The 19,469-nt window shown below is 54.9% G+C and carries 18 protein-coding genes and 1 pseudogene; 9 read left to right on the top strand and 10 right to left on the bottom strand.

Annotated features, from left to right (window positions below):
- Window positions 1–103 precede the first annotated feature (103 nt).
- Window positions 104–724 carry a superoxide dismutase [Mn] gene (sodA, locus tag GW591_RS19830; RefSeq protein WP_013573393.1) on the bottom strand — a complete coding sequence of 207 codons (621 nt, stop codon included), beginning with the start codon at window positions 722–724 and terminating at the stop codon, window positions 104–106.
- 210 nt (window positions 725–934) lie between these two features.
- The gene (fdhD, locus tag GW591_RS19825; protein ID WP_013573394.1) at window positions 935–1,777 is read right to left on the bottom strand and encodes a formate dehydrogenase accessory sulfurtransferase FdhD; all 843 of its coding nucleotides are present in this window, start codon (window positions 1,775–1,777) and stop codon (window positions 935–937) included.
- Window positions 1,778–1,922: 145 nt separating this feature from the next.
- Between fdhD and fdnG the strand changes: the two genes are divergently transcribed.
- The 6 genes from fdnG (at window position 1,923) to exaC (ending at window position 9,813) form a co-directional block, all read left to right on the top strand.
- A complete protein-coding gene (fdnG, locus tag GW591_RS19820; RefSeq protein WP_112197180.1) occupies window positions 1,923–4,970 on the top strand; it encodes a formate dehydrogenase-N subunit alpha in 3,048 nt (1,015 codons plus the stop codon).
- 12 nt (window positions 4,971–4,982) lie between these two features.
- Window positions 4,983–5,894, top strand: coding sequence for a formate dehydrogenase subunit beta (gene fdxH, locus GW591_RS19815; RefSeq protein ID WP_131638504.1), 912 nt, complete (start codon window positions 4,983–4,985; stop codon window positions 5,892–5,894).
- Window positions 5,891–6,544, top strand: coding sequence for a formate dehydrogenase cytochrome b556 subunit (gene fdoI, locus GW591_RS19810; protein WP_112197178.1), 654 nt, complete (start codon window positions 5,891–5,893; stop codon window positions 6,542–6,544). The genes fdxH and fdoI overlap by 4 nt, the downstream gene beginning before the upstream one ends.
- Window positions 6,541–7,446 (top strand): formate dehydrogenase accessory protein FdhE, encoded by a 906-nt coding sequence (gene fdhE, locus GW591_RS19805; protein ID WP_112151989.1) that lies wholly within the window; start codon window positions 6,541–6,543, stop codon window positions 7,444–7,446. Before fdoI ends, fdhE begins: the two co-directional genes overlap by 4 nt.
- Before the next feature lie 85 nt (window positions 7,447–7,531).
- Window positions 7,532–8,173: a glutathione S-transferase gene (locus tag GW591_RS19800; protein WP_013573399.1), complete on the top strand. Its 642-nt coding sequence runs from the start codon at window positions 7,532–7,534 to the stop codon at window positions 8,171–8,173.
- Between the two features lie 101 nt (window positions 8,174–8,274).
- The gene (exaC, locus tag GW591_RS19795) at window positions 8,275–9,813 is read left to right on the top strand and encodes an acetaldehyde dehydrogenase ExaC (RefSeq protein WP_013573400.1); all 1,539 of its coding nucleotides are present in this window, start codon (window positions 8,275–8,277) and stop codon (window positions 9,811–9,813) included.
- A gap of 129 nt (window positions 9,814–9,942) precedes the next feature.
- Here exaC and GW591_RS19790 read toward each other — a convergent pair whose 3' ends face one another.
- Entirely contained in the window at window positions 9,943–11,181 is a 1,239-nt protein-coding gene (locus GW591_RS19790; RefSeq protein WP_112151988.1) for an MFS transporter, read from the bottom strand.
- A gap of 235 nt (window positions 11,182–11,416) precedes the next feature.
- Here GW591_RS19790 and GW591_RS19785 point away from each other — a divergent pair, with 235 nt between their 5' ends.
- Window positions 11,417–12,412, top strand: a complete 996-nt coding sequence (locus GW591_RS19785; protein WP_013573402.1) for an acyltransferase — start codon at window positions 11,417–11,419, stop codon at window positions 12,410–12,412.
- A gap of 6 nt (window positions 12,413–12,418) precedes the next feature.
- Here GW591_RS19785 and GW591_RS19780 read toward each other — a convergent pair whose 3' ends face one another.
- The 5 genes and pseudogenes from GW591_RS19780 to GW591_RS19760 form a co-directional block, all read right to left on the bottom strand.
- A complete protein-coding gene (locus tag GW591_RS19780) occupies window positions 12,419–13,333 on the bottom strand; it encodes a GlxA family transcriptional regulator (RefSeq protein WP_013573404.1) in 915 nt (304 codons plus the stop codon).
- 47 nt (window positions 13,334–13,380) lie between these two features.
- Window positions 13,381–13,923, bottom strand: a pseudogene (locus GW591_RS19775) (isochorismatase family protein); the annotation flags it as partial.
- Window positions 13,924–14,054: 131 nt separating this feature from the next.
- Entirely contained in the window at window positions 14,055–14,651 is a 597-nt protein-coding gene (locus tag GW591_RS19770; protein ID WP_112197276.1) for a DJ-1/PfpI family protein, read from the bottom strand.
- An 87-nt stretch (window positions 14,652–14,738) separates the two neighbouring features.
- The gene (gene idnD, locus GW591_RS19765; RefSeq protein ID WP_014411439.1) at window positions 14,739–15,770 is read right to left on the bottom strand and encodes an L-idonate 5-dehydrogenase; all 1,032 of its coding nucleotides are present in this window, start codon (window positions 15,768–15,770) and stop codon (window positions 14,739–14,741) included.
- Between the two features lie 122 nt (window positions 15,771–15,892).
- Window positions 15,893–17,095: a benzoate/H(+) symporter BenE family transporter gene (locus GW591_RS19760; RefSeq protein ID WP_166861278.1), complete on the bottom strand. Its 1,203-nt coding sequence runs from the start codon at window positions 17,093–17,095 to the stop codon at window positions 15,893–15,895.
- A 138-nt stretch (window positions 17,096–17,233) separates the two neighbouring features.
- On the opposite strand from GW591_RS19760, the gene GW591_RS19755 reads away from it, so the two are divergent.
- Window positions 17,234–17,800: a helix-turn-helix domain-containing protein gene (locus tag GW591_RS19755; protein ID WP_013573409.1), complete on the top strand. Its 567-nt coding sequence runs from the start codon at window positions 17,234–17,236 to the stop codon at window positions 17,798–17,800.
- Between the two features lie 28 nt (window positions 17,801–17,828).
- On the top strand, window positions 17,829–18,281 hold the full coding sequence (locus tag GW591_RS19750; RefSeq protein WP_112197277.1) for a GNAT family N-acetyltransferase: 453 nt from the start codon (window positions 17,829–17,831) through the stop codon (window positions 18,279–18,281).
- Here the strand turns inward: GW591_RS19750 and GW591_RS19745 are convergent.
- Complete coding sequence (locus GW591_RS19745; protein WP_013573411.1) at window positions 18,265–18,747, bottom strand: GNAT family N-acetyltransferase; 483 nt, start codon at window positions 18,745–18,747, stop codon at window positions 18,265–18,267. The genes GW591_RS19750 and GW591_RS19745 overlap by 17 nt on opposite strands.
- 14 nt (window positions 18,748–18,761) lie before the next feature.
- Window positions 18,762–19,301 carry a hypothetical protein gene (locus GW591_RS19740; RefSeq protein WP_013573412.1) on the bottom strand — a complete coding sequence of 180 codons (540 nt, stop codon included), beginning with the start codon at window positions 19,299–19,301 and terminating at the stop codon, window positions 18,762–18,764.
- Window positions 19,302–19,469 lie beyond the last annotated feature (168 nt).

The raw sequence follows: 19,469 nt of genomic DNA, 5'->3' as shown, positions 1-19,469 counted from the left end.
AAAACAGTGATCATGCATACAAATTCAGGACATAAAAAAGGCGGGTCACTGACCCGCCATTGGCGAAAACATCATCATGCCCGCGAAGGGCGGCAGGGCGAAATTACTTCGCTTCAGCCAGACGTTTTGCTGCTTCGTCCCAGTTTACAACAGCCCAGAAGGCTTTGATGTAATCAGGGCGTTTGTTCTGATATTTCAGGTAGTAAGCGTGTTCCCACACGTCCAGGCCCAGCAGCGGGTAACCGGAAGCGCCGGAAATGGCTTCGCCCATCAGCGGGCTGTCCTGGTTAGCAGTAGAAACAACCGCCAGTTTGCCGTCTTTCAGCACCAGCCATGCCCAGCCTGAACCGAAACGAGTGGTCGCTGCTTTCTCAAAAGTTTCTTTGAAAGCGTCAACGCTGCCGAAATCGCGTTCGATCGCAGATTTCAGTTCGCCCTGCAGGGTGGTGCCGGTTTTCAGGCCTTTCCAGAACAGGCTGTGGTTAGCGTGGCCGCCTGCGTTGTTACGCAGTGCAACTTTCTTGTCTGCAGGAACCTGATCCAGTTTGGTGATCAGTTCTTCAACCGGCAATGCAGCCAGTTCCGGCAAGCTTTCCAGCGCAGCGTTAGCGTTGTTCACGTAAGCCTGGTGATGTTTAGTATGATGGATTTCCATCGTTTCTTTGTCGAAATGCGGTTCGAGTGCGTCGTATGCGTAAGGCAGTGATGGCAGTGAATAACTCATGTTCATCGTCTCCATAGTGTAGGGCGGCACCGTCATTGTGAGCACCGCGTAATCAGTCGGATCATTATAGTTAATTAAATGATATTGAAAATGATTATCTATGCTCCATGCTTTGTGCGGGTACTCGTAAGCGCCTGTTATACGGGGCTTAGAACCAGATAACCGCAAACAATCCTAAATTGTCTAAAGGCACGCGGTGCTTAGAGAGAGTTAACGTAACCGCTGCGGATGCGTATACACCGTTGCCCGTCCCGGTTTACTGAAACCGACCAGCGTCAGATTGCATTTTTCGGCAACGTCGACTGCGAGCGTAGTGGCGGCGGAGACGGCAAACAGGATTTCGATGCCGCACATCGCGGCTTTCTGCACCATTTCATAGCTGGCGCGGCTTGATACCAGCGCGGCGCCGGATATCCAGTCGTTTTGTCTGGCACGCATACCGAGCATTTTATCGAGCGCCACATGACGGCCCACATCTTCGCAGCCACCCAGTAATTCACCTTCCGGCGTGATCCACGCGGCGGCGTGGGTACAGCCGGTGAGCTGGCCGATTTCCTGCACGGATTTCAGCTGGTGCAGCGCGTTGTCCAGATTTGCCAGATCAAAGGTTTGACTGAACGGCAGCGGCGCGAGCGGGCGGAATAAATCGCCTAACTGTTCGATGCCGCAGACGCCGCACCCGGTACGGCCCGCCATGGCGCGGCGGCGTTCTTTCAGCCCGGCGAAACGGCGGCTCGATAATTCGATGTTAACCTCAATCCCGTTACAGTTTGGTGTCACCTCCATCCCGTAAATATCACTGACCGATTCAATAATCCCTTCTGACAGCGAAAAGCCCAGCGCAAAGGCGTGCAGATCTTTCGGTGAAGCCATCATGACCACATGCGAAATGCCGTTATAAACCAGCGCAACGGGCACTTCCTGAGCAATCCAGTCATCTTCCGGCTCATTGAGATGTGCGCGCTGCATCACCGTTTTTTGGCTGGCTCCGATGATCTGAGTCACTTTTTTGTCATCTTTTTCGCCCAGTTCGTTTACTTGATGGACATCCATTAGCAATAACCTTATAAACATTCCGGCTACATAAGCCGTACAAAAACTATGGGTACTTGGCTTTAATTTTAACGCTTCCGCATCAGCTGCGGAAAGCGCCAATTTGAAAAGCAATGTGTTAACAGATGATGGGAAGGAGTCTTTCATGCAAGTCAGCAGAAGACAATTATTCAAAATATGTGCGGGTGGTATGGCCGGCACCACGGCGGCATTATTAGGATTTACTCCTACCATGGCGCTGGCGGAAACCCGCCAATACAAACTGCTTCGCTCCCGTGAAACCCGCAACAACTGCACTTACTGTTCCGTAGGTTGCGGAATACTGATTTACAGCCAGGGCGATGGCGCGAAAAACGTCACTGAAAATATCTTCCACGTAGAGGGTGACGCCGATCATCCGGTCAGTCGTGGCTCGTTGTGCCCGAAAGGCGCAGGCGTGCTGGATTACATCCACAGCGAAGGCCGTCTCAGATATCCGGAATACCGCGCTCCCGGTTCCGATAAATGGCAGCGCATCACGTGGGACGAGGCGATTTCCCGTATCGCCCGCCTGATGAAAGATGACCGCGACGCCAACTTCGTCGAGAAAAATGAAAACAACGTGACGGTCAACCGCTGGCTGACCACCGGCATGCTGTGTTCTTCTGCGGCCAGTAATGAAACCGGTCTGCTGGATCAGAAATTCACCCGCGCGCTGGGTATGGTGGCGATCGACTGTCAGGCCCGTCTGTGTCATGGCCCGACCGTGGCGGCATTAGCGCCAACCTTTGGTCGCGGTGCGATGACGAACAACTGGGTCGACATCAAAAACGCCAATGTGATTTTAATTATGGGCGGAAATGCGGCAGAAGCGCATCCGGTCGGATTCAAATGGGTGATTGAGGCCAAAACCAAAAATAACGCCAAAGTCATCGTCGTCGATCCGCGCTTTAACCGCAGTGCTGCGGTGGCCGATATCTACGCGCCGATTCGCGCTGGTTCTGACACGGCCTTCCTGCTCGGCATGATCAATTATCTGATCACCCACAATAAAATTCAGACCGAATACGTCCTGGAATACACCAATGCCAGCCTGCTGGTACGTGAAGATTATGAATTCAACGACGGTCTTTTCAGCGGTTTTAACGCGGCGAAAAAATCCTATAACAAAGAAAGCTGGCACTATCAGCTGGATGAAAAAGGCTTCGCGAAACAGGATAAAACGTTGCAGGACCCGCGCTGTGTCTGGAACTTGCTGAAAGAGCATGTTTCCCGTTACACGCCGGAACTGGTGGAACGTCTGTGCGGTACCTCGAAAGAAGATTTCCTGCTGATCAGCTCCATTCTGGCGGAAACCTGCGCGCGCGATAAAACCTCGACCATTTTGTATGCGCTGGGCTGGACGCACCATACCGGCGGCGCACAAACCATCCGCTGTGCGGCGATGATCCAGTTGCTGCTTGGCAACATTGGTATGCCGGGCGGCGGCGTGAATGCCCTGCGTGGTCACTCCAATATTCAGGGCTATACCGACCTCGGTTTGCTGTCGCTGAATCTGCCGGGTTACATGCCTTTGCCGTCGGAAAAACAGACTAATTTCACTGATTATCTGCATCAGATTACGCCCGCACCGCTGGTGGATGGACAGGTCAATTTCTGGAAAAACACGCCGAACTTTTTCGTCAGTATGATGAAAAGCTTCTGGGGCGATCACGCCACGGCGGAAAATGACTGGGGCTTTGACTGGCTGCCGAAATGGGACAAAAGCTACGACGTGCTGCAACAGGCCGAGCTGATGACCGAAGGCAAGCTGAACGGGTATATCGTGCAGGGCTTCAACCCGCTGGCGGCCTTCCCGGACAAAAACAAATCCTCGCGTGCACTCTCGAAACTCAAATATATGGTGGTGATCGACCCGCTGGTGACTGAGTCCTCAAACTTCTGGCAAAACCACGGTGCAATGAACGACGTGCAGACCGCCGATATTCAGACCGAGGTGTTCCGTCTGCCGTCTTCCTGTTTTGCAGAGGAAAACGGTTCGATTGTGAACTCCGGTCGCTGGCTGCAATGGCACTTCCAGGCCTCTGAGCCACCGGGTGAAGCGCTGCACGACGGCAAAATTATCGCCCGTCTGTTTATGAAACTGCGTGAGCTGTACCAGAAAGAGGGCGGTGCCAATCCGCTGCCGGTAATGAATATGGCGTGGGATTATCAGGATCCGCTCGACCCGCTGCCGGAAGAAATCGCCCGCGAAGCCAACGGCAAAGCGCTGGCTGATATTCATGATGACCAGGGCAATCTGCTGGCGAAAAAAGGCCAGCAACTTTCGACGTTTGCCCATCTGAAAAATGACGGCAGCACCGCCAGTTTCTGCTGGATTTACACGGGAAGCTGGACGGAAGCCGGTAACCAGATGGCGCGCCGCGATAACGCCGATCCTTCCGGTCTGGGCTGTACGTCCGGCTGGGCGTGGTGCTGGCCGCTCAACCGCCGCATTCTGTATAACCGTGCGTCCGCTGATCCGCAGGGCCAGCCGTGGGATCCGAAACGCGAAATCATCCGCTGGGATGGCGCGAAGTGGATTGGTTTTGATGTCCCGGATTACAGCACCGCCGCGCCGGGGTCCGGTGTCGGGCCATTCATCATGCAACAGGAAGGCGTCGGCCGTTTATTCGCCACTGACAAAATGGCCGACGGCCCGTTCCCTGAGCATTACGAACCGATCGAATCACCGATTGGCACCAACCCGTTGCATCCGGCGGTGATTTCCAATCCGGTCGCGCGCATTTTTGCCAGCGATTTGCCGAATATGGGCACCGCCAAAGACTTCCCGTATGTGGCGACCACCTATTCGATCACCGAATTGTTCCGCCACTGGACCAAACACGCGTTGCTGAACGCCATTGCGCAGCCAGAACAGTTTATCGAGATCGGCGAAGGTCTGGCCGCCTCGAAGGGCATTGCGCAGGGCGATGAAGTGAAAGTGTCTTCGAAGCGCGGATTCATCGTGGCGAAAGCCGTGGTGACCAAACGCATCCGGCCACTGACCATCGACGGTAAGCACGTTGATACCATTGGCATCCCTTGCCACTGGGGTTTTGAAGGCGCAACGCGTAAAGGTTATTTAGCCAACACGCTGACGCCGTCAGTCGGTGACGCTAACTCGCAAACGCCGGAGTTTAAGGCGTTCCTGGTTAACGTGGAAAAGGTCTAACGGAGGCGAATTATGGCAATGCAATCACAGGACATACTTCGTAAGTCCGCAACCAACGGGTTCACGCCAGCGCCGCGTGCCCGTGATCATCAGCAGGAAGTGGCGAAACTCATCGATGTCACCACCTGCATCGGCTGTAAAGGCTGTCAGGTCGCCTGTTCCGAATGGAACGACCTGCGCGATGACGTCGGGTTTAATACCGGCGTTTACGATAACCCGATGGATCTCAGTGCGAAATCCTGGACGGTGATGCGTTTCTCCGAAGTGGAACAAAACGGCAAGCTGGAATGGCTGATCCGCAAAGATGGCTGCATGCACTGCGCCGATCCGGGCTGCCTGAAAGCCTGTCCGGCGGAAGGCGCGATTTTGCAGTACGCCAACGGCATCGTCGATTTTCAGTCAGAACATTGCATCGGCTGCGGTTACTGCATCGCCGGTTGCCCGTTCAACATTCCGCGCATCAACAAACAGGATAACCGTGCCTACAAATGCACGCTGTGCGTTGACCGTGTGAGCGTCGGCCAGGAACCGGCCTGTGTGAAAACCTGCCCGACAGGTGCGATTCATTTTGGCACTAAAACCGCGATGCAGGATTTGGCTGCAGAACGCGTCAGCGAGCTGAAAGGCCGCGGGTTTGAACATGCCGGTTTATACGATCCGCAGGGCGTTGGCGGCACGCACGTGATGTACGTGCTGCATCACGCCGACAATCCTGAGCTGTATCACGGCCTGCCAAAAGATCCGGCCATCAGCGCGGCGGTTACCTTGTGGAAAGGTGTCTGGAAACCGCTGGCCGCCGTCGGCTTTGCAGTGACCTTCGCCGCGGCGGCATTCCACTTCCTCGGCGTGGGGCCGAATTACGTGAAAGAGGAAGAGCATACGGAAGGGGAAGATAAACATGACGATGAGGAGAAACGCTCATGAAAAAAGAGAAGTTAATCCAGCGCTATAATCTGGTGGAACGTCTCAATCACTGGATCGTGGCGTTTTGTTTTGTGACGCTCGCGCTCAGCGGCATCGGCTTCTTTTTCCCGTCGTTTAACTGGCTGATGAACGTTTACGGCACCCCGCAACTGGCGCGTATCCTGCATCCGTTTTTCGGCGTGGTGATGTTCGTCTCTTTCCTCGGTATGTTCTTCCGCTACTGGAAGCACAACCTGCCGGAAAAAGATGACATTGTGTGGGCGAAAAATATCGGCAAAGTGCTGACCAATCATGAAGTCGGCGACACAGGCCGCTATAACTTCGGCCAGAAATGCGTGTTCTGGGCGGCGATCAGTTGCCTTGTGCTGCTGATGGTGAGCGGCGTCATGATCTGGCGTCCGTGGTTTGCTGGTTACTTCCCGATACCGCTGATCCGTCTGGCGCTGCTGGTGCATTCACTGGCCGGTATTGGCCTGATTCTGGTGATCATCATGCACGTCTACGCGGCGACCTGGGCGAAAGGGTCGATTTCGGCCATGACCGGCGGCAAAGTGCCCGCGTCATGGGCGAAGTATCACCATCCGCGCTGGTATCGTCAGGTGCGTGCTGAAGAGCTGAAAAAAGAACAAGATAAGAGGAAAGCCGGATGAGCATCCAGATTGTTCAACAGGACGAACTGACAGACGGTAAAACCACGGCGGGGAACATCCCGCCGGTACTGTTCGCCAACCTGAAAACACGGTATCAGCGCCGCGCCGATCGTCTGCGCGCGCTGGCTGAAAACAGCCCGCTCGACGGATATCTGAACTTTGCTGCGGCGATTTGCGACGCCCAGCAGCGCGTGCTGAAAGAGTTTCCGCTCAGTATCGACCTGAGTGGCGAATTAGAAAAAGCGGCCGGTAAACCGCCACTCGACTGCCGTCTGTTTCCGCGCACGCCGCACTGGCTGACCTTGCTGGATGCGCTGATCCTGGTGCTCAAACATGGCGCATCAGAGCCGGTGTCCGGCGTACTTGAGCGCCTCGAACATTCCCCGAGCCTGCAGCGGGAAATGATGGCGACGCAGTTGCTGAATCAGGATTTCAAACACGTTCCGGCCGATGAAGCCCCGTTTATCTGGGCCGCATTGTCGCTGTACTGGGCGCAGATGGCGGCGCAGTTGCGGGGTGTCGGGCGGGCGGATTATGGCGAAAATCGTCAGTTCTGCCCGGTCTGCGGCAGTATTCCTGTGTCTGCGGTGATCAATGCCGGTGGCCTGCGCTATCTGCACTGCAATCTGTGTGAAAGCCAGTGGCATGTGGTGCGCGCCAAATGTAGCAACTGTGATGAAATGGAGCATCTGAACCTTTGGTCTATCGACGATGAGCAGGCGACGGTGAAAGCCGAAGCCTGTGACGATTGCGGCGCGTACCTGAAAGTGATTTATCAGGATAAAGATCCGCAGGCAGACGCCGTGGCGGACGACCTCGCCACGCTGCTGCTCGATGACCGGATGGAAGATAAAGGATTTTCCGGCAGCGGCATCAACCCGTTCCTGTTTCCCGCCGGGTAACCTGTTAATCTGGCAGCCGTGACTGGTAAACCCCGGCATGGCTGCTAGCTTTAAAAGAGGTTCCGGCGAAAACGAGGAGGGTCTGATGAAATTGATCGGCAGTTATACCAGCCCGTATGTACGCAAAATTTCGGTGATGTTGCTGGAAAAAGGCATCCCGTTTGATTTCATTAATGACACCCCCCACGAACCTGGCTGCAAAATCACGCAGTACAATCCTCTCGGAAAAGTCCCCGCGCTGGTCGCCGATGATGGCGAAATTTTCTATGATTCCCCGATCATTGTGCAGTTCATCGAACTGATGAATGTCGCGCCCACGCTGTTGCCGTGGCAGCCGCTGGAAGCGTTACGCGTGAAGCAAATTGAAGCGCTGGCCGACGGCGTCACTGATGCTGCCGTGGCGCTGGTGCTGGAAGGCCGCCGCGATGCGGATAAACGTAACGAAGCCTGGGTTTTGCGCCAGCGGGAAAAACTGTTGCGCGGGCTGGATGCGCTGGAAAAGCATGCGGCAAACCGTACATTGCTCAATTCTGAAAGCCTCAACGTGGCCGATATTGCCGTCGCCTGTTGTCTGGGCTATCTCAACTTCCGGCGTATTGCGCCGGGCTGGTGTGTCGAGCATCCCGAACTGGTAAAACTGGTTGAACGCCTGTTCCAGCGCGAGAGTTTTGCGCGCACCACACCCCCCGGAAGTGGTAACGCCAGCTTTGCAGCGAAAAAGGTGTGAGGCCGCTCGAAGACTTCTCTTTACAATCTGCCAGTGAGATTTTTAAAGCCTAAGCTTTGTGCAGCGCTCTGCTAATCCCTGTTGCATAAAGGAGTTCCATCATGGCCTATGATAAAAATCCTCATGCCGTCAAACCGGAAGAATACGGTTTCCCGCTGAAACTCAAAAAACAATACGACAACTTTATTGGCGGTGAATGGGTCGCGCCGGTAAAAAAAGAGTATTACGACAACCTGACGCCGGTTACCGGCGAAGTGCTGTGTAAAGTGGCCAGTTCCAGCACCGATGACGTCGATCTGGCGCTGGATGCCGCCCATCAAGCCAAAGACGCATGGGGAAAAATGCCGGTGCAGCAGCGTGCAAACTTACTGCTGAAAGTCGCCGATCGCATGGAACAAAATCTTGAACTGCTGGCAAATGCCGAAACCTGGGATAACGGCAAACCGATCCGCGAAACCAGTGGTGCAGACGTGCCGTTAGCCATCGACCATTTCCGTTATTTCGCCTCCTGCGTACGCGCACAGGAAGGCGGGATCAGCGAAATCGACAGCGAAACCGTGGCCTATCATTTCCACGAACCGCTGGGCGTGGTGGCACAAATTATCCCGTGGAATTTCCCGCTGCTGATGGCGTGCTGGAAAATGGCACCGGCGCTGGCGGCTGGTAACTGCATCGTACTCAAACCGGCCAAACTGACGCCGCTGTCGGTTCTGTTGCTGATGGAACTGGTGCAGGACATTCTGCCTGCTGGCGTCATTAACGTGGTCAACGGCGCGGGCGGGGAAATCGGCGAATATCTGGCGACCTCCAAACGTATCGCCAAAGTCGCTTTCACCGGTTCGACGGAAGTCGGCCAGCGGATCGCCGGCTATGCTGCACAAAACCTGATCCCGGCTACGCTGGAACTGGGCGGTAAATCGCCGAATATTTTCTTCGCCGACGTGATGGATAAAGAGGACGAATTCTTCGACAAAGCGCTGGAAGGGTTCGCGCTGTTTGCCTTCAATCAGGGCGAAGTCTGTACCTGTCCGAGCCGTGCGCTGGTGCAGGAGTCCATCTACGAACGCTTTATGGAACGGGCAATCAAACGCGTGGAAGCGATCAAAACCGGTAACCCGCTGGATATGGAAACCCAGATGGGCGCGCAGGTGTCTGCCGGACAGATGAAAACCATTCTGGATTACATCGAAATCGGTAAAAATGAGGGCGCGGAAGTCCTGACCGGCGGTGCGAAGAAGAAACTTGAAGGTTCGCTGAACGAGGGTTATTACCTGCAACCGACCATCTTGCTGGGTAAAAACAACATGCGCGTCTTCCAGGAAGAAATTTTCGGACCGGTGCTGGCGGTAACGACATTCAAAGATATGGATGAGGCGTTACAAATCGCCAACGATACGGCGTACGGGCTGGGGGCGGGTGTCTGGAGCCGTGACGGCAACGTGGCGTATCATATGGGGCGCAACATTCAGGCTGGCCGTGTCTGGACCAACTGCTATCACGCCTATCCGGCACATGCGGCATTCGGCGGTTACAAACAATCCGGTATCGGGCGCGAAACCCATAAGATGATGCTGGATCACTATCAGCAAACGAAATGTTTACTGGTGAGTTATTCGAGTAAACCGATGGGGCTTTTCTGATTCTGAGTTGCCATTAATACCCCACCCCAGCCCTCCCCTTCGCAGGGGAGGGAGCAGGTCGGCGTTTTTACTCCTCCCCCTGCGAAGGGGGAGGCGGGGAGGGGGTTTTGCAGGCGACTCAGATCGAAATCACACCACGCTGTTCGGCGGCAGCACCACCTGACGGCTGCGCAGGAAAACCACCACCAGCGCCAGCCAGGCGAGGCCGCTGATCAGGTTGAACATGTTAAACATCCCCGCACCGCCTTCGACATAAGCCACTTTTGCCAGCTCAATCCCAACCGTGAAAATCATCATGCTGATAACGCCCATGGCGGCGGAGACAGTCCCTTTGCTCATGTCGCTGGAGAACAGCGTCAGGCGGTACAAACCGGCATTCGCCACACCAATTCCGAACGCATACAGGCTCAGACCGGCGGTCATCCACAGATAGGCATGCGCAGAAAACATCGTAGCCACCGCGGCGATCAGCAAACCGACCACCATCGGGCCTGCGCCCAGTTTAATCAGATATTCGACGGTACGTTTGCCCGTCAGGCGCGCCAGCGTAACGTTACCGATAATCAGTGCGCCGAAAATCGGCACCTGTAACAGGCCATAATCGTAAGCGGCTAAGCCTTCGCCGCTGATTAAAATCACCGGCGACTGTGCAATCCACGTCAGCAGCGGCAGGCTGGCAAAACCAATCGCCAGCGCGCCGCATACGAACTGACGGTTCTTCAGCACGTGCTTGTAATCGCGCAGCAGGCTTGGCATCGAGAACGGTTCACCAAGCCGGGAAGCTGTTTCCGGCATCGATTTCCACAGTCCCCATAGCGCGATAGCGGCGAGCACGGCGAAAATTACAAACATCGACTGCCACGGGGCAACGTGGATCAGCGCCGCACCGGCCAGCGGCCCGAGCAGCGGGGCAATCAGCGCGACATTCGCCATCATGGCCGTGATTTTAATACACACCGATTCTTCGAAGGATTCCTGTATCGCGGCATAGCCGACCGCGCCGATAAAGCACAGGCTGATGCCTTGCAGGAAACGCATCACCATAAACTGTTCAATGTTTTGTACGAACAAAATGGCCAGACAGGTGATGATGAAAAAGCTCACGCCCGCCAGCATGACCGGACGACGCCCGCGTCTGTCTGACAGTGGCCCGAGCAGCCATTGCAGGAACATGCCGCCAGCCAGATAAGCGGTCATGGATGTTGGCACCCATTCTTCCCCGGCATTAAAATTAGCCACGACGGCCAGCATGCCCGGTTGGATCATATCGTTACCGATATAAGTCGCGAATTCGAACAGCACCAGGCACAGAGGGAACAAAAGCGCCTGCCGACCCAGAAGGGACGCAGTATTTGGAGAATTATGCATTTTAGTTATTCACAGACGTAAGGCTAATCGGTTGAAAATTAGCAGAAAATAAGAGACTGTCCGGGCGGGTTTCGCAAGCGAGGCAGTAATGCTGGCTATTTTGCCGATTATTTGAGCGCAACGCAATCTTCAGATTCACGTTCAGCACAATCTGAGAACGGCACTTTTGCCTTGTTAGCCCTCCAAAAGCTGGCTACGCTGCCAACAACCATCGGTAAGAAGGAAATTGCAGGGAATGAGCCAAAAAATCAGCTGGATAGATAATCTGCGTGCGCTCGCCTGCATGATGGTGGTGATGATCCACGCCAGCACCTCGCTGGTGGTCAATTTCGCTGCGGTCCATACCGCTGAATGGACAGTGGCAAACCTGCTCAATTCCGCCTCGCGCGTCTGTGTGCCGCTGTTCTTTATGATTTCCGGTGCGCTATTTTTGGGTGAAAAAAGTGCGCAAAAACGGCATTTTTGGCGCGTCACATTATGTTTGCTGTTCTACAGCGCCGTCTCGCTGATGTATATCCTCACCATGACAAAAATAGGATTTTGGCCGTCTTTGCGTCTGATTGTGGAAAAACCGGTGTTTTACCATCTTTGGTTTTTCTACGCCATTATCGTGATTTACCTGATTTCCCCGCTGATTAACGTTAAAGCCGTATCCGGCAGATACCTGCTGATCGCCGGAACATTGCTTGGCGTCCTGGCGAATCCGCAACTGCCTGCCGTGACATGGCAGAAAATCCATCTTTTGCCGCTGGATTTATACATCAGTGGCGATACCTTCTATTACGTGCTTTACGCCCTGATGGGCCGCGCCATCAGCCAGCTCAATACTGAAAAAATGGTAATCACGCTTACCGCCAGCGCCCTGTTTATCCTCAGCACGCTGGCGATTGCCACGGGTACGTACCGGCAGATGCAAATTAACCAGAATTTCGCCGACACTTTTTACGTCTACAGCGGCCCGCTGGTGTTTATCTCCGCCATCGCGCTGTTCGTGGTGTTCAAAAACGCGCTGACACACCGCATGCTGCCGGGATTTGCCCTGATCTCCCGTCATTCCCTGGCCATCTACGGCTTTCATGCACTGATCATCATTGGCCTGCGCAGCCAGCATCTCGACTTTCCGCAATATCCGCTGCTGAACATCGCCTTTTTGTTTATCTGCGGACTGGGTGGCGGATTATTACTGGCGATGGGGTTGGGGAAAATAGACCGGCGGAATTGGGTGAGCTGAATCCCTTTAACGCCACCGCTCCTGCGCACGGCGCAATTGTCTTGCGGACGAAAATCCGGCGGCGAGGGCGGCTTTTTCGATGCCTGATCCCTGCTGAAGGCGCTGTTGCGCCACGGCGATACGCAGTTGCTCGTGGTAGTCACGCACGCTGATACCCAGATGCTGGCGGAACAAACGGGTGAGGTGGCGTGCGCTGATGTGCGCTCTGGCAGCGACCTCTTCCACCTGCCAGGCGGATTCCGGTTCGGCGGCCATCAGATTTTGTGCGCGGTGAACGGCGGGGTGCAGATGATTACGGTAACGCAGCCACGGAGAGAGTTGCGGATCATCACCGCCACGACGAAAATAGACCACCATTTCGCGGGCGACATCCAGCGCCGCCTGTGGCCCCAGATGCGTGGCGATCAGGTGCAGTGCCAGATCGATACCGGCGCTGATGCCCGCGCTGGTCAGCACGGAACGGTCTTCAACAAATATCCGGTTATCTTTTACCTGTGCGGCGGGTACCTGCTGGCGCAACTGCCCGATCACGTCGTGATGTGTCGTGCACTGATAGCCGTCGAGCAGCCCGGCTTTTCCGGCCAGCAGGCTGCCGGAGCAGATACACACCAGCGTTAAATTCCCCGCTTCAATGGCGCTTTTCTGCTGATGCAGCCAGTCGCAGGTCGTCTGCGCCACCATTGAGCTGAAGTTTTCAGCGGATTCCGCCACGCCCGGCATGATCAGAATGCTGCCCTCTGGCAGGCTTTGCGGCAGTGGCTGTAAATGGCTGACCATCAGGCCGGTAGACATCATGACTTCCGGCTGCGGCCCGATGTAGTGCAGCCGGAATTGCCCGCTCAGGCGCAGCGCTTCCGCCGGGCCGGTGAGATCTAACGACATCACGCCGGGGAGCGTCACAAAGTAGACATTTCGCTGCATAGTGCTTCATCCGTCCGCAGGGGAAAACGCTATCTTCACACAACGCGGTCAAGTTCCGCCAGCGCACCGGTCACGTCGGTGAGGGTGGCAAAGCGGTCGTCGAGCACCAGTTCGGTACGCAATTTGATCTCCTGCGCGCTCAGCGTGAGTCCGCTGGCGTGGGTCATCGGGAACGTCAGTGTTGCTTCGGTGACAAAAGTCACTGAATAGCCGAGATCGGACGCCACGCGGGCCGTGGTTTCGCAGCACTGCTCGGTACGCATACCGGCGATAATCAGATGCGTGATGCCTTTATCGCGCAGCCAGCCGTCGAGGCCGGATTCCGTCAGGGCATTGTGGACGTGTTTATGGACGACATGTTGCGGCTGGTGTGTGAGGAACGTCATCGGCGTGACCAGACCGGAAGCCAGCGAAAAGTCGCCATCAGGATTGACGTGAAACACGTCGATAACCGGCACGTTGCGGGCCTGACAACCATCAATCAGGCGGGTTAAGGCTGCGCTGAAAGCCGGTAAATCATCCTGCTGCCAGAAGTCTTTATGTTCGAAGGAACGTTGAACGTCGATATTTAACAGGGCGCTTTGGGTCATTTCCGGACTCCATCTGGTGAGTGTGAAGCCAGTGTGCGCCTGAATTGAAATGAGAAGAATGCCAAAAACGGACATGATGCTGACCAGGGCGGACGACCTTCGCCATCCGCCGTCGGTTCAGAATTTTTTGATCAAAGCTTCTGATCGGCGCGCCAGTGGTGATAGTCGATATGGTCGGCCTGGAAATTGGTCGTTTCAGCATCGCCGGTCAGGCGGTACGCAAGCTGAAACGCAAAATCAAACGCCAGCCCTAATCCTTTGCCGCTGAGTAAGTTGCCGTCTTCTACAAACGACTGATTGAGGTAAACGCCGTCTTTCACGTCTTTGTATAAATCGCCGGAACAGACATAGCGACGACCTTTCAGCAGCCCGTTTCCGCCGAGTACGCGCGCGGCAGCGGAGCACAGCGGGCAAATCAGTTTCCCGGCGTTGTCATGACGGCGGACAAATTCCACCACCTCTTTACTGGCCGCCAGCGCCACTGAACCTTCCGGCCCGCCGGGCATGACGACGGCATCGAATAAACGATCCCCCTGCGCGGACAGCAGTTCGTTGGCCTGCATCTGAATGCCGTGATAGGTGCGCAGCGTCAGGCTTTTCTGGCAGGCTAATGTGGTGACCTGAATCTCCAGCCGCTCGAGAATATCGAGCACAATTACCGCTTCACCTTCTTCAAATCCGTCGGCCAGCAGCAGAGCGACCTGCTTTTTCGCGTTGTCCTTTACCATAATGCAAATGTCCTCTGAGGATAAAAATCAGAGGACATAATAAAATGAAACGGTGTTTTGATATTGTGACTGGTATTGCAGACCCGGTTAGAAAACCAGTTGCACTTTCGAGGCTTTGGATTTATCCAGGGCGTATTCCAGCGCTTCCACCAGGCTTTCCTGCGGGAATTCCGCCGACAGCAGCGGCATCGGATCGACAGTTTTGTTCGCCAGCCATTCGACCGCCGTGTTGAATTCTTCGGTGAAGCGGAAGCTGCCGACCCAGTTAATTTCTTTGGCAATGAGCATCATCAGCGGGAATTCATTCACCACCGGTCCCATGCCGACCTGAACCAGCGTGCCGCGCGCGCGGGTCACTTCCAGACAACGGCGGATGGAAGACGGATGGCCGGAGGCATCAAAGGAGACATCGAAAAAGCCTTTCTCCGCCTGATATTCACTGAAATCACCCTGTGCGGCGTCCAGCGCTTTACCTGCACCCACCGCCAGTGCCAGCGTGCGGCAACGTTCGCTCGGGTCCGTCACCACGATTTGCGCGGCGCCTTTGGCTTTCGCCGCCAGCACGATCAGGCAACCGATCGGACCGACGCCGGAAACAAACACCGTTTTGCCATGAATATCGCCTGCCTGATTGACGGCATGAATGGCGACGGCCAGCGGCTCGGCGAACACCATCAGACGGTCACTGACCTGATTGTCGTAAGGAATGCACTGGTTGCTGTCGACGATCTTATACTGCGTAAACGCGCCATTGATGTGCGGGAAATACATCGCGCTGCCGAAGAATTTCATGGTGGTGCACTGATTTTCGTCGCCGGAAAGACAGTATTTGCAGGCTTTGCACGGCTTACTCGGGTTCAGCGCCACTTTCTGACCAGGCTGCAAACGCGGGGTATCCGATTTCTCCACCACACCCACCACTTCGTGGCCGAGTACCATCGCCTCGCGCACTTTGAAATCACCCACCGCGCCGTGTTCATAATAATGCAGATCCGAGCCGCAGATGCCGCCGCGGGTGATTTTCACCAGCGTACCTGCTCCGGTGTAGTCGAGGGTCTGGTTGATCACCGAAACGTCTTTTTTCCCGGTTACGACGCAGGATTGTGTGGCAATAGTCATGGAATTCTCGCTCTTTAAAGGGCCTGATTGCGCCCAGTAAAGAGGGTTTGCCGGTCATAAAATGTGATCGTCGTCACTTTGCGTCGTGTTACGAAAACCTGTTACCCATAACTTGAACGGACTCAACTTTTCCCGGCAGATTTATCACGATTGCGCGCCGGAATGCTGAGGATCAGATGGGTTATCACACCACCGGCCAGCCCCCAGAATGCCGAACCGACTCCCAGCAGCGTGACGCCGGAAGCAGTGATCAGAAACGTAATGATTGCCGCGTCGCGCTGACGCTCATTTTCCAGCGCGCGGTACAGGCTGCCAGCAATGGTGCCGAGCAAAGCCAGCCCGGCGATGGTGTGGATCAGCGCCTCCGGTAACGCAGTAAAGATCATGCCGATGGAACCGCCAAACACGCCCGCAATCAGATAGAAAACGCCTGCCGAGACGGCCGCCATATAGCGCTTTTTGGGATCAGGATGAATATCCTCACCCATACAAATTGCGGCGGTAATGGCGGCGATACAGATGGTAAAACCGCCGAACGGCGCTAAAACTGACGCAGTCAGCGCCGTCCAGGAAATCAGTGGCGAAACGGGCAGATGATAGCCGTGCGCTTTCAGTGTGGCGATGCCCGGCGCATTCTGTGAGGCCATAGTCACCACAAAAAACGGAATGCCAATGCCGATAATGGTGGAAAGTGTGAAATGCGGCATCACAAACGCCGGTGCGGCGAAGGTCAGCGTCTGACCGTGCAGGGCAATATCCCCCTGTAATGCGGCGACGATCAGCCCGGCAACCAGCGCCATTACCACCGCATAGCGCGGCAGGGCGCGTTTTGCCAGCAGATACACCAGACACATGGTCCCTGCGAGGGCAAAATTGCTTTGCAGTGAGGTAAAGGCGTTCAGCCCGAAACGCAACAGAATACCGCCGAGCATCGCCGCTGACAGCGCCTGAGGAATGTAATGCATCAGTCTGGCGAATAAACCGGTCACGCCACACAGCAGGATCAGCCCGGTGGCAAACACAAATACGCCAGTGGCTTCGTTAAGCGAAGTGCCGGGCAGGCTGGTCACCAGCAGCGCCGCACCGGGCGTTGACCAGGCCGTCACCACCGGCGTGCGGTAATACAACGATAGCCCGATGCTGGTAACGCCCATGCCCAGCCCGAGCATACTCAGCCAGCCGCCAATCTGCGCTACGCTGGCGCCCGCCGCTTCCGCCGCCTGAAAGATAATCGCCGCGGAGCTGGTATACCCGACTAAAACCGCGACAAATCCGGCGATTACCGCCGAAAACGTTAAATTCTGCAAACTGAGACGCGAGGCCATGGGCGAAATTCCTTCTGGTTAGCGGACGCTGGCGGTATGCTGTTGTGCGTTATAGCGCACATCTGCTGCGCTCAAGATATCACTGTGCGTTATAACGCACAATCGCGATCGGTAAAAACGATTGCCAGAGGAGTCAGGATGCAGGAACTCACCCACCATATTGGCAGCCAGCTGAAAGCCGTGCGCAGCGAACGCGGCTGGAGTCTCAGCCAGACGGCAGAACATACCGGCGTCAGTAAGGCGATGCTCGGGCAAATCGAGCGCGGCGAATCCAGCCCGACCGTCGCGACGCTGTGGAAAATCGCCAGCGGCCTGAATGTTTCGTTCTCGGAATTTCTCGAAACGCCGCCCGCGCAGTCAGCGGCGTTGCATCGCCACGGCTTACTGACTACGTTCAACAGTGACACTTCGGGCATGCGCGTGGTGCCGCTGTTTCCGTTCGATACCACGCTGCGTATGGACATGTTTGTTATCGATCTCGAGCCGGGCGGATGCAGCGAATCCACACCACACGAAGCCGGAGTGATTGAGCATGTGATTGTTATCGAAGGTGAACTGACGCTGACGGTTGACGGCGTGACGCGCGTGCTCAGCGCCGGTGAAGCTTTGCGTTTTGTTGCCGATTGTCCGCACGCTTACCGCAATGAAAGCGGTCATTCCGTGCGTTTCCACGACCTGATACATTATCCGCAGTCACGCCCGTAACGTTTTCATTTCCTGAGGAGAATGCCCGATGAGCCAGCCGCACGATGTGATGATCCGTCTGTTAACCCCCGCAGACCGCGAAGGTTGGGAAGCGTTATGGCGTGATTATCTGGATTTTTACCAGTCGGAGCTCGATCCGGCGCAATTTGATTACACTTTCCAGCGTTTATCACAGCCTGATTACGCCAGCATGTTTGGCTATGTGGCGGAGTACGAGGGAAAACTGGCCGGGCTGGTGAACTGTATCAATCACGATCATGGCTGGCACATGCAGCAGGTGGTGTATTTGCAGGATTTGTACGTTGACGACCGCGCCCGCAAACTGGGGATCGGGCAAAAACTGATTGAAGCGGTTTATGCTTACGCCGACGAAAACAATAAAGCCAACGTCTACTGGACTACCCAGACCTCAAATCATACTGCCCGCAAACTGTATGATCGTATTGGTACGCTGACCGAATTTATTAAATATTCCCGTTAAGTGGTTTACGCATATTCATTTTCGTTGTGACGTAACCGAGGCTGGCGTACAGCGCCTGCGCACCGGGATTGCTGGCAAAGACATTCAGTTCAATTGCCACACAACCCTGTTCCTGCAGGCGTTCTTCCATCAATCTGAACGCTGCCGCTGCATGACCCTGACGGCGAAATTGCGGATACACCGTCAGTTCGTACACGAACGCGCTGCGCACGCCATAACGTTCCACATTGGAAAACCATAAATAGCCCGCTGTTTCGCCGTTCTCTTTGGTTTTAATCTCAAAAAGATACTGATCCGGCGTATCAATACCTTGCGGCAGTGCACTTTGCGTAGAACTGCGAGCCCGTTCCAGCGCGGTATCCGCCTGCCAAAGACCGGCTGTTACATTCTCTTCTGCATAATCTTTTGCCAGCTGTTCTGCGAAACCCTGGTAAAACGCAGCACTCATCGGCGCTAAAATAGTCATCCTTTCCCTCTGATTTATTTGTTGTTTTCCGGCTTCTTATAAGGCGTGACGTAGCATTCGCTGATGGTGGTGGAATGACTTTCCATCTGCGTGATGATGTAGCCTTTATCGGTCAGCGCCACTGAACTGTAGGGCGTTTCATTATTTTTATCTGAAATCACGTCTTCAAAAGACTGAATGATTTTGGCTTTTTCACTGGCGCGCGTCGGATCATCCATCCCGTCGACCCGGATCATCGCCTGTTTAAACTGATTACGGAATCCTGTTTTCCCTGCCTTGCTTTCAATCACGGCCTTGATGTTCACCGTGATGTCATTACCGAGCAGAAATAAGGTGTTGCTCTGATAAACCAGCACATTCTTACGCTTCGAAACCACGAAGCCGTTCTCGATAACTTTCATTTTGCTGTTGTTGGCGTAAGTCACATCATCCAGGCAAATGGTTTTATCGCCGACCTTAAACTGGCTGAACCGCGCTTTGATTTCTTTCGGCGTAGATGCCGCCTGCGAGCAGAGCGGTGCAAGCAGCAAAAGAGGTAAGAGCCATGACTTCATAGGAGTTTCCTGAACAGGTGCTGAATCAGCCGACATAACAGCAGTATAGGGAGACGTGCGCAGGATGCGAACGTTTATCTTTGGCGGACCTCATACTTATTCATTGCTACAATGAATAAGTATGAGGTGGGTTGGAGGCGTAAAAATGCCGACTTTATATGTCGTTTT

It is taken from the genome of Rahnella aceris, from assembly GCF_011684115.1.
Lineage (GTDB): Bacteria > Pseudomonadota > Gammaproteobacteria > Enterobacterales > Enterobacteriaceae > Rahnella > Rahnella aceris.
Note: the sequence above shows the minus strand (reverse complement) of the source record. Positions and strands in the feature narration are given on the sequence as shown.